The 14,496-nt window shown below is 75.4% G+C and carries 13 protein-coding genes; 9 read left to right on the forward strand and 4 right to left on the reverse strand.

Translation table 11 applies throughout. The annotated features are described in order from the left end of the window. Positions 1-24 precede the first annotated feature (24 nt). From ACI781_RS04295 to ACI781_RS04320, 6 genes are read left to right on the forward strand one after another with little or no spacing between them, the layout of a single operon-like run. The gene (locus ACI781_RS04295; RefSeq protein ID WP_456564832.1) at positions 25-1,140 is read left to right on the forward strand and encodes a protein-glutamate methylesterase/protein-glutamine glutaminase; all 1,116 of its coding nucleotides are present in this window, start codon (positions 25-27) and stop codon (positions 1,138-1,140) included. After that, positions 1,137-1,961 carry a CheR family methyltransferase gene (locus ACI781_RS04300; protein ID WP_456564833.1) on the forward strand — a complete coding sequence of 275 codons (825 nt, stop codon included), beginning with the start codon at positions 1,137-1,139 and terminating at the stop codon, positions 1,959-1,961. The genes ACI781_RS04295 and ACI781_RS04300 overlap by 4 nt, the downstream gene beginning before the upstream one ends. Before the next feature lies 1 nt (position 1,962). After that, positions 1,963-2,346, forward strand: coding sequence for a response regulator (locus ACI781_RS04305; protein WP_456564834.1), 384 nt, complete (start codon positions 1,963-1,965; stop codon positions 2,344-2,346). Then, positions 2,343-2,843: a chemotaxis protein CheX gene (locus ACI781_RS04310; RefSeq protein ID WP_456564835.1), complete on the forward strand. Its 501-nt coding sequence runs from the start codon at positions 2,343-2,345 to the stop codon at positions 2,841-2,843. The genes ACI781_RS04305 and ACI781_RS04310 overlap by 4 nt, the downstream gene beginning before the upstream one ends. Before the next feature lie 34 nt (positions 2,844-2,877). Beyond that, complete coding sequence (locus ACI781_RS04315; protein WP_456564836.1) at positions 2,878-3,240, forward strand: response regulator; 363 nt, start codon at positions 2,878-2,880, stop codon at positions 3,238-3,240. Beyond that, positions 3,237-3,728, forward strand: a complete 492-nt coding sequence (locus tag ACI781_RS04320) for a hypothetical protein (protein WP_456564837.1) — start codon at positions 3,237-3,239, stop codon at positions 3,726-3,728. The genes ACI781_RS04315 and ACI781_RS04320 overlap by 4 nt, the downstream gene beginning before the upstream one ends. A 180-nt stretch (positions 3,729-3,908) precedes the next feature. On the opposite strand, the gene ACI781_RS04325 is transcribed toward ACI781_RS04320, so the two are convergent. Beyond that, the gene (locus ACI781_RS04325; protein ID WP_456564838.1) at positions 3,909-4,367 is read right to left on the reverse strand and encodes an ATP-binding protein; all 459 of its coding nucleotides are present in this window, start codon (positions 4,365-4,367) and stop codon (positions 3,909-3,911) included. 151 nt (positions 4,368-4,518) lie between these two features. On the opposite strand from ACI781_RS04325, the gene ACI781_RS04330 reads away from it, so the two are divergent. Then, positions 4,519-6,243: a SpoIIE family protein phosphatase gene (locus ACI781_RS04330; RefSeq protein WP_456564839.1), complete on the forward strand. Its 1,725-nt coding sequence runs from the start codon at positions 4,519-4,521 to the stop codon at positions 6,241-6,243. 114 nt (positions 6,244-6,357) lie between these two features. On the opposite strand, the gene ACI781_RS04335 is transcribed toward ACI781_RS04330, so the two are convergent. From ACI781_RS04335 to ACI781_RS04345, 3 genes are all read right to left on the reverse strand, one after another. Beyond that, positions 6,358-7,110 (reverse strand): ZIP family metal transporter, encoded by a 753-nt coding sequence (locus ACI781_RS04335; protein ID WP_456564840.1) that lies wholly within the window; start codon positions 7,108-7,110, stop codon positions 6,358-6,360. A gap of 163 nt (positions 7,111-7,273) precedes the next feature. Continuing rightward, positions 7,274-8,461: an AAA family ATPase gene (locus ACI781_RS04340; RefSeq protein ID WP_456564841.1), complete on the reverse strand. Its 1,188-nt coding sequence runs from the start codon at positions 8,459-8,461 to the stop codon at positions 7,274-7,276. 96 nt (positions 8,462-8,557) lie between these two features. After that, the gene (locus ACI781_RS04345; protein ID WP_456564842.1) at positions 8,558-8,707 is read right to left on the reverse strand and encodes a hypothetical protein; all 150 of its coding nucleotides are present in this window, start codon (positions 8,705-8,707) and stop codon (positions 8,558-8,560) included. Positions 8,708-8,921: 214 nt separating this feature from the next. Here ACI781_RS04345 and ACI781_RS04350 point away from each other — a divergent pair, with 214 nt between their 5' ends. Further along, on the forward strand, positions 8,922-9,290 hold the full coding sequence (locus ACI781_RS04350) for a phage holin family protein (protein ID WP_456564843.1): 369 nt from the start codon (positions 8,922-8,924) through the stop codon (positions 9,288-9,290). Between the two features lie 141 nt (positions 9,291-9,431). Continuing rightward, entirely contained in the window at positions 9,432-14,426 is a 4,995-nt protein-coding gene (locus ACI781_RS04355; protein ID WP_456564844.1) for an NAD-glutamate dehydrogenase, read from the forward strand. The last annotated feature ends 70 nt before the right edge of the window (positions 14,427-14,496 follow it).

The following is a 14,496-nucleotide window of genomic DNA, read 5'->3' on the forward strand; positions in this document are numbered from 1 at the left end:
GTCCCGACAGGAGCAGGAGGACGGATGAACCCGATCAGGGTGCTCGTGGTCGACGACTCGATCGTCGTCCGCAAGATCGTGACGGACGTGCTCTCCCAGGACCCCGGGATCGAGGTCGTCGGCACCGCGGTCAACGGCAAGCTCGCCGTGAGCAAGGTCGAGCAGCTCAAGCCCGACCTGGTCACGATGGACATCGAGATGCCGGAGATGAACGGCATCCAGGCGGTGCGCGCCATCCGCGCGACGCGCAACCGGCTGCCGATCATCATGTTCAGCACGCTCACCGAGCGCGGCGCCTCCGCGACCCTGGACGCGCTGTCGGCCGGGGCCAACGACTACGTCACCAAGCCGGCCAACGTCGGCAGCGTCGCGCAGTCGATGGAGAGCGTCCGCGAGCAGCTGATCCCCAAGATCAAGGCGCTGCTCGGCCGGCCGGTGGGCCTCGGGGCCGCCCGCGCCGCCGCGCCCCTGCCGCCGCCGCGCCCGGCCGCGCCGCGCACTGCGCCGGTCGAGCGGCCGCAGATCCTCGTGATCGGCTCGTCCACCGGTGGTCCCGAGGCCCTGGCCAAGGTCCTCCCCGCGCTCCCGGCGTCGCTGCCGGTGCCGGTGCTGCTCGTGCAGCACATGCCGCCGGTCTTCACCCGGCAGTTCGCCCAGCGCCTGGACCGGCTGTGCGCGCTGCGGGTCGTCGAGGCCGTCGACGGCACCCCGCTGGCGCCCGGCACCGTCCACCTGTCCCCCGGCGACCACCACCTGACGATCCGCACGAGCGCCCGCGGCAACGCCACGATGCTCAGCCAGGGCCCGCCCGAGAACTTCTGCCGGCCGGCGGTGGACCCGCTGTTCCGCTCCGCCGTCGACGCCCACCGCGGCGCCGTGCTCGGCGTCGTGCTGACCGGCATGGGCTCCGACGGCCGGGCCGGCGCGAGCCGCATCCGCGAGGCCGGTGGCTCCGTCGTCGTCCAGGACCAGGCCACCTCGGTGGTCTGGGGCATGCCCGGCGCCGTGGCGTCGGCCGGCCTGGCCGACGAGATCCTGCCCCTGGACCGCATCGCCGAGACGATCGTCCGCCGACTGAACGGCCCTGCCTCGGGCCCCGTTCCCAGCCGCGTCGCGCTGGCCACTGGAGGAGTCCGATGACCCTGACCGCCACCAGCTTCGACTGGGTGCGCCAGGTGGTGCACCGCGAGAGCGCGATCGTGCTCCAGCCCGGCAAGGAGTACCTCGTCGAGGCGCGCCTGCTGCCGATCGCCCGCCAGATGGGCCTGGCCGACGTCGGGCAGCTCGTCGACAACGTCCGCACCCGCCCCAGCCCGGAGAACACCCGGCGCATCGTCGAGGCGCTCACCACCAACGAGACCTCGTGGTTCCGTGACGGCGACCCCTTCACGGCGCTGACCAGCACCGTCCTGCCCGCGCTGCAGGCCGCCCGCGGGCCGGCCGAGCGGCTGCAGATCTGGTCCGCGGCCTGCTCCAGCGGCCAGGAGCCGTACACGATCGCGATGCTGCTCGAGGACGCCATGCCCAACGCGGGCAGCCGGGTGTCGATCACGGCCACCGACCTGTCCCGCGAGATGGTCGAGCGGACCCGCGCCGGCCGGTTCAGCCAGCTCGAGGTCAACCGCGGCCTGCCCGCGCCGATGCTGGTCCGCCACTTCTCCCGGGCCGGCAACGAGTGGGAGGTCAACGCCAACCTCCGCCGGATGGTGACCGCGACCGAGTGCAACCTGGCCGCGCCGCTGCCGCGGATGGGCCCGTTCGACGTGGTCTACCTCCGCAACGTCCTCATCTACTTCGACCTGTCGACCAAGCAGGCCATCCTGCGCCGCGTCCGCTCGCTGATGAAGCCGGACGGGTGGCTGTTCCTCGGCGCCGCCGAGACCACCCTCGGCGTCGACGACTCCTGGGAGCGGGTCGTCCTCGGCCGCAGCTCCGCCTACCGCCCGCTGAAGGGGGCCTGACATGCGCGCTCTGGTGATCGACGACTCACGCGCCATGCGCCGGATCGTCACCAGCATCCTCACCGGCTTCGGCTACGAGGTCCGGGACGCCGGTCACGGCGGGGAGGCCCTCGAGGTGCTCAACGAGGGCTGGCTGCCCGACCTGGCCACCATCGACTGGAACATGCCGGTGATGGACGGGCTGCAGTTCGTCTCCGCCGTCCGCGCCAACCCGGCGTGGCGCTCGATGACCATGATGATGGTCACCTCCGAGAGCGAGCACACCCAGATCGTCCGTGCGCTGGCCGCTGGCGCGCACGAGTACGTGATCAAGCCGTTCACGGCCGACGCCATCCGCGACAAGCTGGCGCTGCTCGGCCTTCTCCCCCAGGAGGTCGTCCTGTGACCACCGTCGAGACCGCCCGCCCGCTGATCACCGAGCTGATCGACGCCGCGACGATCGAGTCCATCGCCGCCGAGGCGTGGATCTCCCTCGTCGGCGAGGACGAGGTGCTCGTCCCGCTCCCCGCGCCGCTGCCGGCCGACACCCTCTCCAGCTGGGTGGACGTCGTCGGCCCGTGGACCGGCAGCGTCGTCCTCACGGCCTCGCGGGCCACCGCGGAGGCGCTGTCCCGGGCCCTGCTGCGCGACAGCGCGCCGGCCGAGCTCGAGGAGGAGGACGTCGTCGACGCCTTCGGCGAGATCGCCAACGTCGTCGGCGGCAGCGTGAAGGCCGTCCTCCCGGGCCACTCGGCCCTCAGCCTGCCGTCGGTCGGCACGGGCCCCGAGGTCCGCAACCCCGCCGACGTCTGCCGCGTCGAGGTCCTCTGGCGCGGCGAACCCATCGTGATCTCCGCGCAGGGCGCCCTCCCCGCCCTGCCGTCGCACGGCACCACCCACTGACCCGACCCCCGGCACACGAGAACGGAGTCACCCCGTGAAGATCCTCATCGCTGACGACAGCCGTGTGATGCGGCAGATCGTCATCCGGACCCTGCGCCAGGCCGGCTACGACGACCACGACATCGTCGAGGCCGAGGACGGCGCCGACGCGCTGGCCAAGGTCTCGTCGGAGAAGCCCGACCTGGTCCTGTCCGACTGGAACATGCCCAACATGACCGGCATCGAGTGCCTGCAGGCGCTGCGCGCGTCCGGCTCGACGGTGCCCTTCGGCTTCGTCACCTCCGAGGGCTCGGAGGAGATGCGGGGCCGCGCGGCCGACGCCGGCGCGCTGTTCCTCATCGCCAAGCCCTTCACCGCCGACACCTTCACCGAGCACCTGGACGGGGTGATCGCGTGACCGCCCCGCTCGCCGTGGTCCTGCCGGCCCTCAAGGACGTCAAGGACATGCTGTCCGGGCTGGTCGGCAAGCCCGTCGCCGTCGCCCCGGGCGCCCCGGTCACCCCGACCGAGCGCTCGCCGGTGTCGGTCGCGGTCTACGTCGACCCGCAGATGAACGTCAACGCCCTGTGCGTGATGGACCTGGCCCTGTCCGCCTACACCGGTGGTGCCCTGGCCCTGCTGCCCCCCGGCGGCTGCCAGGACGCCGTCGAGGAGGACCGGGAGCTGACGCCGATGCTGACCGAGGCGCTGCACGAGGTCGTCAACGTCGTGTCCGCCCTGTTCAACGTGCCGGGTGCGCCGCACTCCAAGCTGCACAAGCTGTTCGCCCCCGGTGACGACGTCGACGGCGACATCGCGGGCATGCTCGCGGCCTTCAACCGGCTCGACGTCGCCGTCGAGGTCCCCGGTTACGGCAAGGGCAACCTCTCGCTCGTCATCCCGTAGCGACCGGGCTCGCCCCCCGACGCGGGGCGACCACCCGACCGGCCGGGCGCGACCCGGCCACAGGGAGCTGCCCCGGGGCGGCGCAGGGCCACCGCGCCCCGCCGCCCCGGGCGCGACCCGTTCCGCCGCCGTCCACCGGACGGCGGCCCCGCCCCGGCGACACCCGACCGGGGTCGCCGCTCAGCCGTAGCTGGGCTCGCGGTCCTCGACCGCAGTGGGCAGGCAGGCCCACACGTGCTTGCTGACGTCGTCGACGTACCAGCCGTGCGCCACCGCCAGCCGCGCGACCAGGTACAGCCCCAGCCCGCCCTGCGCGGGGTCGCGGTCCACCGCGGGGGACGGCATGGTCTGCCGCGCGCGGTCGCTGATGTCCAGGATCCAGCCGCCGCTCCCGGCGATCACCGTGGCCACCACGGGCCGGTCGCCGTGCCGCAGGGCGTTGGACGCGAGCTCGTCGAACGCCAGGATCATCCGGTCGGCCACCGGGTCGTCGGGGTCGCGCGGGAAACCGACCTCGTCGAGCCGGGCACGCAGCGCGGCGCGGACGGCCGGCAGCTCCGACAGGGAATCGAGGTCCCACCGCCACATCTCGCCCCGGCCGTCCGGCAGCGGCCGCAACGGCCACGCCAGTCGACTCATGTCCTCGCCCCCGTCAGGTCCGGTTCTGGGATGTCCTGGCAGGTGCCCAGGCCCGCGCGGGCTCAACCGTGCGATGGGCCGCCCGCTCCCGACGGGGTGGCGTCCTCCCGGCGACGACGGTCCCGAGCCGGGGATGAGGCAGAGTGTCCGGGTGATCACCGACCGGGCGCTCCCCCCGCCCAGCGACCTGCTCGTGCAGGCCGTGGAGGGGATGGACCGCCCGCTGTTCGTGCTCGACGAGGACTGGCGGTTCACCTACGTGAACCCGGCCGGCGCGGCGGTGCTCGGCCGGACCGTCGCCGACCTGGTCGGCACCGGCATCTGGGACGAGTTCCCCGAGGCCGTCGGGGGGCCCTTCGACGAGCTGTACTCCGCGGTGCGCCGCAGCGGCGAGTCCGGCAGCACCGTGGCCTGGTTCGCGCCGCTGTCCGCGTGGTTCCAGGCCGACGCGTTCCTCACCGACGCCGGCCTCGTGGTCACCTACGACGACGTCACCGAGCGCCGCCGGGCCGAGGAGGAGTGGGCCGCGGCCGTGGTCTCCCGGGAGGAGGCGGCCTCCCGCGCCGCCGACGCCGCGCTGCGGGCCGCCGACGCCGCCGCCCGCGCGGAGCTGGCCGGCCGCCACCTGATGCTGCTCGGGGACATCAGCCAGGCGATGACCTCGACCCTGGACACCGACGAGGCCGTGGCCCGGTTCGCCCGCCTCGTCGTCCCGCTGCTGGCCGACTGGTGCCTGGTGAGCGTCGTGGACCCCGACGGCACCCGGCGCGACGTCGGCCGCGCGCACCGCGACCCCGCCATGGTCGAGGCGATGCACCGCTACGCCGACGCCCGGGTGGGCAGCAACCGGCCCAGTGCGCCGGTCCCCACCGCGCTGCGCAGCCGCCAGCCGGTGGTGATCCCGCAGGTGACCAGCGCCCACATCGAGCAGATGGTGGCCGACGAGGTCGCCCGCGAGGCGCTCGCGCCGCTGCAGCCCTCGGCCGTCGCCAGCTTCCCGCTGCTGGCGCGCGGCGAGCAGTTCGGGGCGATCACGCTGGTCAACGGGCCCGACCGCGGGCCGCACACCGACGTCGAGCTGCGCACCGCCGAGGTCGCCTCGCGGCGGGCCGCCCTGGCGCTGGACAACGCCCGGCTGGCCGCGGCCAACCAGCAGGTCGCCGAGCGGCTGCAGCTCTCGCTGCTCTCCCCGCCGGTGCAGCAGCCGCACCTGGAGACCGCCGTCCGCTACCGGGCGGCCACCCGCGGGGTGTCCATCGGTGGCGACTGGTACGACAGCTTCCTGCAGCCCGACGGCGACATGGTGCTGGTCATCGGCGACGTCATGGGCCACGACATCGAGGCCGCGGCCGCCATGGGGCAGGTGAAGACCCTGGTGCGGGGCATCGCCTTCGACCGCCTCGAGCAGCCCGCCGAGGTGCTGCGGCGGGTCGACCACACCCTGGTCGGGCTGGCCGTGCCGACCATGGCCACGGCGCTGGTCTCCCGCGTCGAGCACGACGGGGCCGGTGGCCGCACGCTGCGCTGGTCGTCGGCCGGGCACCCGGAGCCGATGATGCTGCGCGCCGACGGCACGGTCGTCGACCTCACCGCCCCGGTCGGACCGCCGCTGGGCATCGGGTGGCGGGGGCCGCGGGCCGACGGCGCCGCCGACCTGCCCGACGGCGCCACCGTGCTGCTGTTCACCGACGGGCTGTTCGAGCGCCGGGGCGTGCCGCTGGACGACGGCCGCGACCAGGTCCGGCAGCTGCTGGTGGAGCACGGCGGGCGGCCGCTGGAGGAGCTGTGCGACCGGCTGCTCGGGGTGATGCTCGCCGACGGCGCGGAGGACGACGTCGCCGTCCTGGCGCTGCGCACCCGCACCGCGGCCCGCTGAGCCCGCCTCCCCCCTCCCGCTCCGGCCGTTCCAGCCGTGATCATCGGCAGGTGGCGGCCGACACGCGGGCGGCGAGCAGCCACCCGCCGATGATCACGGCCGGGGCCGCGGCGCTCAGCCGGCCCGTTCGATCGCGAAGGCCACGAGGAAGCCGACGGTCGTGATGAGGCCGGTCCAGGTGCGGGTCTGCTCGAACGCCTCGGGGATCATCGTGTCGGCGACCATCGTGAGGATCGCGCCGGCCGCGACCGCGGTGATGACGGCGACCGCCTCGGGCGGGGCCCCGCCGAGGGCGAGGTAGCCGACCAGGGCGGCGACGGCGCTGATCAGCGCGATGCCGCCCCAGATGCCGAAGACGTAGCCGGCCGGGCGGCCGCTGCGCTTCATCCCGGCCGCGCTGGACAGCCCCTCGGGGACGTTGGAGATGAACACCGCGGCCAGCACCGACAGGCTCACCCCGCCGCCGCCGAGCAGGCCCAGGCCGAGGACGACGCTCTCCGGCACGCCGTCGAGCAGGGCGCCCACGGCGATGGCCGCGCCGCTGCCGGCCTGCTCGTCCTCCGACGGCTGCTGGCCGCCGGAGCGCTTGCGGTGCCGGGCGCCGCGGCGGGCCAGGAGCGCGTTGGCACCCAGGTAGGCCAGCGCGCCGCCGAGGAAGCCGACCGCGGTCGGGCCGAGCCCCCCGGTGTCGGCGGCCTCGGCGACGAGGTCGAAGGCCACCGCGGAGATCAGCACCCCCGAGCCGAACGCCATCACCGACGCGATGACGCCGGCCGGGACGCGCACGAACCAGGCGATCGCCGCGCCCAGCACGAGCGCCGCCCCGCCGAGCAGCCCCCACAGCCCCGCTTGGATCCACTCCGGCACGGCTGCTCGTTGCCCTGCGCAACCGCCGTCGAACCCCTGAGGCATGGGAGGCGATCCCCACGTCCGGGGGCGCCGACACGGGGGGATGGCTTCCCATGCCGGGGGGCCTCAGCCCGGGGGACCTCAGTCCGCGGGGCTCAGCCCGGGGGCCGTCCGCGGGGGCTCAGTCCGGGTGGCTGAGCAGGTACCGGCCGAAGTGCGGGACGGTGAAGGCGATCTGCCCGCGCTCGGCCGAGTACACGAGCCCCTTCTTGATCAGCGAGTCGCGCGCGGGGGACAGCGACGCGGGCTTGCGGCCCAGGGACACCGCGACCTCCGAGGTGGCCACCGCGGCGCCCTGCGGCCCGCCCAGCTCGGCCATGGCGTGCATGTACTCCCGCTCGGCGGGGGTCGCGCGGTCGTAGCGGGAGCCGAAGAAGCCGACGGCGAGCTCGGCCTCGGCGACGGGGGCGGCCATCGCGACGTCGGCGGCGGTGATGGGGGAGGCGGCGGCGACGTCCCAGGTGACCTTGCCGTAGGCCTGCACGAAGTAGGGGTAGCCGTCGGCGGCGGCGTACAGGGCGTCCAGGGCCGCGGGCTCGAACTCGACGTCCTCCCGCTCGGCGGGGGCCAGCAGCGCGCGGTCGGCGGCGTCGCGGTCGAGCCGGTCGATGCGCAGGTAGCGGAACAGCCGTTCGGAGTAGCTCTTCGACGCGCTGAGGACGGCGGGCAGGTGGGGGAGGCCCGCGCCGACGACGATCAGCGGCGCCCCCTGCTGCGACAGCTCGTGGCAGGCCGCGCAGATGGCCGAGACGTCCGGGGCCTGCACGTCCTGCATCTCGTCGATGAAGAGCGCCACGCCCTTGCCGACGTCCGCGGCGAGACCGGCGGCGTCGCTGAGCAGCTCGACCAGGTCGATCTCCATGTCCCCGGAGTCGGCGCGCCCGCTGGCCGCGGGGACGTCGATGCCCGGCTGCCACCGGTCGCGCACCTTCGCGTCGGCGCCGACCGCGCGCTGGGCAAAGGCCTTCACGGTGGCCAGGACGGCGTCCATCGACTCCTGGTCGGGGTGGCGCAGCTCGCGCAGGGCCATGTGCAGCGCCGAGGAGACGGGCCGGCGCAGCGACTGGTCCGGCCGCGCCTCGATCTTGCCGGTGCCCCAGCCGCGGCCGATCGCGGCCGAGCGCAGCTGGTTGAGCAGCACCGTCTTGCCGACGCCGCGCAGCCCGGTGAGCACCAGCGACCGCTCCGGCCGGCCGCGCGCGATGCGCTCGAGGACGACGTCGAACGCCGACAGCTCGTCGTCCCGGCCGGCGAGCTCGGGCGGGCGCTGGCCGGCGCCGGGGGCGTAGGGGTTCCGGACGGGGTCCACGTCGAGCACCGTATGGCCCCGTCTAGCGCGCGCCGTAGACATCCGTAGAACGGCATACGCGTGTCGCGTGGGACGGGTGGGGCGGAGACGGTGAGGTCAGTGGACGCGCAGCGGGGGAGTCGCCGCCAGCAGCAGCGCGGAACGGCGGACGGCGGCCCGGTGCCGGCGGGCGCGGAGGGCGACCGCGCGCTGCCGGGCCTGGCGGAGGACGTCGTCGGAGGGCTGCGGGAACGCGGGGATCGGCATGCCCCGATGCTCGGGCCGGGCGCGGCGACGGCGGCACCGTGACGACCACGGGGGTTCCCCGCCCGGCTACGGGGAAGGCCTCGCCCGGCTACGGGGGACGGGACCCGACGGCCCCGCCTCGACGGGCCTCTACCGCTCTCTGGCGGCGACGCTAGACGGGCGTAGACAGTCCTCGTCCGGGCCGGGGGAGCCCGGGGCCGCTAGCGTTCGGCGGGTGATCAAGTTCGCCATCAAGGTCGTGCTCATGGCCGGCGTCTTCTACGGCGTCGCCTACCTGCTCGACGGCGTGGAGGTGATCCCCAACCCCGACGGCCCGCTCGGCGAGTTCGGCACCTGGCTGTGGATCGCGCTCGTCTTCGCGGTGGTCAACGCGATCGTCGGGCCGGTGCTGCGGCTGTTCGCGCTGCCGTTCGTCATCGTCACGCTGGGGCTCTTCCTGCTGGTGGTCAACGCCGCGCTGCTCGGCCTGACCGCGGCGCTCACCGACCGCCTGACCGTCGACGGCTTCGGCAGCGCGCTGCTCGGCGGCCTCCTGCTCGCCATCGGCGGCTGGGTGATCGACCAGGTGCTCGACCGCGACTGACCGCACGCGGTCCCGCCCCCGGCCGTCGGTCCCCGGTGGCCGGTCGCCGCTGCGTGGCCCGCCTCACCCCGACCCCGGTGATCCGGGCCTCACCCGCCGCGTCGGCGGGCTCGCGGCCCGCGGCAGGGATAGTTTCGTGTCATGGTCCGCACTCCCGGCAGCGTCGCCGAGGCCGACCCCCAGCCCCCCACCGCCGACGGCAGCGGCCCGGACGACGTCGCCGCGCTGGAAGCCGCCCACGAGGAGAAGCGGCGCCTCCTCGCCGAGGCGGCCGAGCAGGCACCCGAGACCTCCGCGGAGCTCCCGCCGGGGTGCACCCCGGACGACCTCCCCGGCCTGATCCGCCGCTACTACCGCAGCGAGCCGGCGGCCGAGGTGGTCCGCCAGCACCCCGCCGAGCTCGCGACCCTGGCGCTGGACCACCTGCGGGTGGCCACCGTGCGGCCGCCGGGGTCGGCCGCGGTCGAGGTCACCCACCGCGAGGGCGGTGACCGTCCCCGCTCCGTGGTCTTCGTCGTGACCGACGACATGCCCTACCTGGTCGACTCCGTCACCGCCGAGGTGGTCCGCCAGGGCTTCCGGCTCGAGCACGTCGTCCACCCGATCCTCGCCGTCCGGCGGGACGCGGGGGGCCGGATCACCGAGCTCGTCGACGGCGTCCCGGGTGCCGACGCGGTGGTCGAGTCGTGGATGGCCGTCGTCCTCGACGGGCCGCTGGACGACGAGGCGCGCAGCGACCTCGTCGGCGGGCTGCGCACCGTGCTGGCCGACGTCCGGGCCGTCGACGAGGACGCCGACCGGATGCGGGAGCGGGCGCGGGCGCTCGCCGACCGCCTGGACCGGCTGCCGCGCGCCGCGCAGGAGCCGGCGCAGAGCACCGTGCAGGACCCGGCCCAGGACCCGGCGCAGGACCCGGCGCCCGGCGCTGCGCAGCCGCCCACGGTCTCTGCCCAGGACCCCGCGCAGGACCCGGCCGAGGCCGCCGCGCTGCTGCGCTGGCTGGCCGACGGCCACTTCGTCTTCCTCGGCGCGCGCGACGTCGAGCTGCCCGCCGGTGACGGCGACGCCGTCCGCGCGGTGCCCGGCAGCGGCCTGGGCATGCTGCGCAGCGACCCCGCCGGCGGTGCCGCCCCGCCCGAGGCCCCGGCGGCCGACGGCGCGGAGCTGCTCGCGGTCACCAAGGCCGACGTCCGGGCGACCGTGCACCGCCGGGCCTGGCTGGACCTGGTCACCGTGACCCTGCCGGGCGACGACGGCGTGGTGCGCGAGCACCGCCTCGCCGGGCTCTGGTCGACCGCGGCCTACGCCAGCAGCGTGCGCGACGTGCCGGTCGTGCGCCGGCGGGTGGCCCAGGTCGTCGCCCGCACCGGGGTCACCGCCGACAGCCACACCGGCAAGGAGCTGGTGGACCTGCTCGAGACGCACCCGCGCGACGAGCTGTTCCAGGTCGGCGCGGACGAGCTGCTGCCGGTCGCGCTGGGGGCCCTGCAGCTGCAGGAGCGCCGCCAGACCCGGCTGTTCCTCCGCCGCGAGCCGCAGGGACGCTTCTGGTCGGCGCTGGTGTACCTGCCGCGCGACCGGTACACCACCGAGGTCCGCACCCGCATGCAGCAGCTGTTGCTGGCCCGGCTGGGCGGCAGCGGCATCGAGTACACCGCCCGCGTCACCGAGTCGGTGCTGGCCCGGCTGCACTTCGTGGTGCGGCCGCCGGTCGCCCGCGAGGGCCGGGCCGCGCTGCCCGAGGTCGACGTCGCCACGCTGCAGGCCGAGCTCGCCGCGGCCGCCCGCAGCTGGACCGACGACCTGACCGACGCCCTGCGCGGGCGCTACGGGGTGGAGGGCGAGCGGCTGCTGGCCCGCGTCGCCGACGCCTTCCCGGCCGCCTACCAGGAGGACTTCCCCGCCGCGACGGCCGTCGACGACCTGGCGCGGCTGGACGCGCTGGGCCCCGGCGAGCTCGGCCTGCGGCTGCGCCGGCCGCGGGACGGCGGGGAGGCCCGGCTGTCGGTCTACCGGGTGGGGGAGCGGCTGCTGCTGTCCGACGTCCTCCCGGTGCTGCAGCACATGGGCGTCGACGTCGTCGACGAGCGGCCCTACGAGATCGACCGGATCGGCGCCCCGCACGCGTGGATCTACGACTTCGGCCTGTCCGCCCCCGTCGGTGACCTGCCGTTCGCCGGGTCCCTGCCGGAGCGGTTCACCGACGCCGTCCTGGCGGTGTGGCGGGGCGAGGCCGAGGACGACGGCCTCGGCGCGCTGGTCCTGCTGGCCGGGCTGAACTGGCGTCAGGTCACCGTCGTCCGCGCCTACGTGCAGTGGCTGCGCCAGGCCGGTCTGCCCTTCGGCCAGGCCTACGTGGAGTCCACGCTCGCCGCGCACCCCGGCATCGTCGCCCGGCTGGTGGCCCTGTTCGAGACGCGCTTCTCCCCGGACCGGGCCACCGGCCGCGAGCGGCGCCAGCAGGAGCTGGCCGACTCGCTGCGGACGGCGATCGGCGAGGTCGAGTCGCTGGACGCCGACCGCGTCCTCACCGCGCTGCTGGCCGCCGTGCTGGCGACCCAGCGCACCACCTACTACGCGCCCGCCCCGCCCGGCACCCCGCTGGCGCTCAAGCTGCACCCGGCCGAGGTGCCCGACGTCCCGCAGCCGCGCCCGGAGCGGGAGGTGTGGGTCAGCTCGCCGCGGGTGATGGGCGTGCACCTGCGCTTCGGCGCCGTCGCCCGCGGTGGGCTGCGGTGGTCCGACCGGCACGAGGACCTGCGCACGGAGATCCTGGGCCTGGTCAAGGCGCAGATGGTGAAGAACACCGTCATCGTGCCGACCGGCGCCAAGGGCGGCTTCGTGGTCCGGCGCCCGCCGGCCGACGCCTCGCGCGACGCGCAGCTGGCCGAGGGCCAGGCCTGCTACCGGCTGTTCATCGGCGCGCTGCTGTCGATCACCGACGACCTGGTCGACGGTGCGGTCGTCCCGCCCGAGGGCGTCGTGCGCCACGATGGCGAGGACAGCTACCTGGTCGTCGCGGCCGACAAGGGGACGGCGACCTTCTCCGACCTGGCCAACGAGGTCGCGATCGAGCGCGGCTACTGGCTGGGCGACGCGTTCGCCTCCGGCGGCTCGGTCGGGTACGACCACAAGGCCATGGGCATCACCGCCCGCGGTGCCTGGGAGTCGGTGACCCGGCACTTCCGCGAGTTCGGGGTCGACGTCCAGACCCAGGAGTTCACGGTCGTCGGCGTCGGCGACATGTCCGGCGACGTGTTCGGCAACGGGATGCTGCTGTCGGAGCACATCCGCCTGGTGGCCGCGTTCGACCACCGGCACGTGTTCGTCGACCCGGACCCGGACGCGGCGACCTCCTACGCCGAGCGTCGGCGGCTGTTCGAGCTGCCCCGCTCCTCGTGGGCGGACTACGACCCGGCGCTGATCAGCCCCGGCGGCGGGGTCTGGCCGCGGACGGCGAAGGCGATCCCGGTCAGCGAGCCGATGCGCTCGGCGCTGGGCCTGCCCGACGACGTGGACAGCCTCTCGCCGGTCGAGCTCATCCGGGCGGTGCTGCTCGCCCCGGTCGACCTGCTGTTCAACGGCGGCATCGGGACCTACGTGAAGGCCTCGACGGAGAGCGACCTGGAGGTCGGCGACAAGGCCAACGACGCCGTCCGCGTCGACGGCCGCCAGCTGCGGGTCCGCGTCGTCGGGGAGGGCGGCAACCTCGGCCTCACCCAGCGCGGCCGAGTCGAGTTCGCGCTGTCCGGCGGGCGGGTCAACACCGACGCCATCGACAACTCCGCCGGGGTCGACACCTCCGACCACGAGGTCAACATCAAGATCGCGCTGAACGGCGTCGTCCAGCGCGGGGAGCTGGACGCGCCCGGCCGCGCCGCGCTGCTGCAGGAGATGACGGACGAGGTCGCCGTCGCGGTCCTCCTCGACAACCACGACCAGAACTCCACCCTGGCCGGGGACGTGGCCGCGGCGCGCAGCCTGCTGGACGCCGGTCAGCGGTTCATCCGCGCGCTGGAGCGCTCCGGCCGGCTGGTGCGCGAGGTCGAGGCCCTGCCCGACGACCGCGCGCTCACCGAGCGGCGCCGCGACGGGCAGGCGCTCACCGGGCCGGAGTTGTCGGTGCTGCTGGCCTACGCCAAGCTGGAGGCCGGCGAGGCGGTGCTGGCCTCCGGGCTGCCCGACGACCCGGCGCTGGAGCCGCTGCTCACCGGCTACTTCCCGACCGCGCTGCGGGAGCGCTTCCCGGAGGCGGTCGCCGGGCACCCGCTGCGGCGGGAGATCGTCGCGACCGCGCTGACGAACCGGGCGGTCAACGTCGCGGGCGTCACCGGCCTGTTCCGGCTGGTCGAGGAGACCGGCGTCGGGGCGGCCGGGGTCGTGCGCGCGCACGCGGTCGCCCGCGCCGTGTTCGCGGTGGACCGCCTGTGGGACGGCGTCCGGCCGCTGGACAACCGGGTGCCCGCCGCCACGCAGGTGGAGCTGCGCACCGAGGGGACGCGGCTGGCCGAGCGCGCGACCCGCTGGCTGCTGCGGCTGCCCGAGCTGGCCGGGGACCGCCCGGCTCCGATCGGCGAGGTCGTGGCCCGGTTCGCCGGCCCCGTCGCCACCGTGCGCGAGGGGCTGCCGGGCTGGCTGCTGGGTGCCGAGGCCGCCGCCTACGCCGAGCGGACCGAGCGCCTCCGTGCGGTCGGCGTCCCGGCGGAGATGGCCGCCGAGGCGGCGGCCGCCCCGCTGCTGCCCGCCGCGCTGGACCTCGCGGTGGTGGCCGAGCGGACCGGCGCGCCGATCGAGCTGGCCGGGCGGGTGCAGCAGTGTCTGGCCGAGCGGCTCGGGCTGGTCACGCTCCACGACCGGGTGACGGCGCTGCCCCGGGACCGGCGCTGGCCCTCGCTCGCCCGCGCCTCCCTGCGCGACGACATCGCCAGCGAGCAGGCCGCCCTGACCGCCCAGGTGGTGGCGGGTGCGCCGGCCGGCGCCGACGCCGCCGAGCTGGTGGCCCGCTGGGTCGAGCAGTGGGACGCCGGGCAGCGGCGGGCCGCGGCGCAGCTGGCCGACCTGACCGCGGGGGACCGGCACGAGCTCGCCGAGCTGCTGGTCGCCGTCCGCACCCTCCGGGGGCTGCGCCGCCGCTGAGGAGCCCCGATGCCGTCGTCTGCGGCTGTCTAGCGGAACCGCTAGACAGCCGCAGACGGCGTCAGAGGAC

It is taken from the genome of Blastococcus sp. SYSU D00695, from assembly GCF_054050555.1.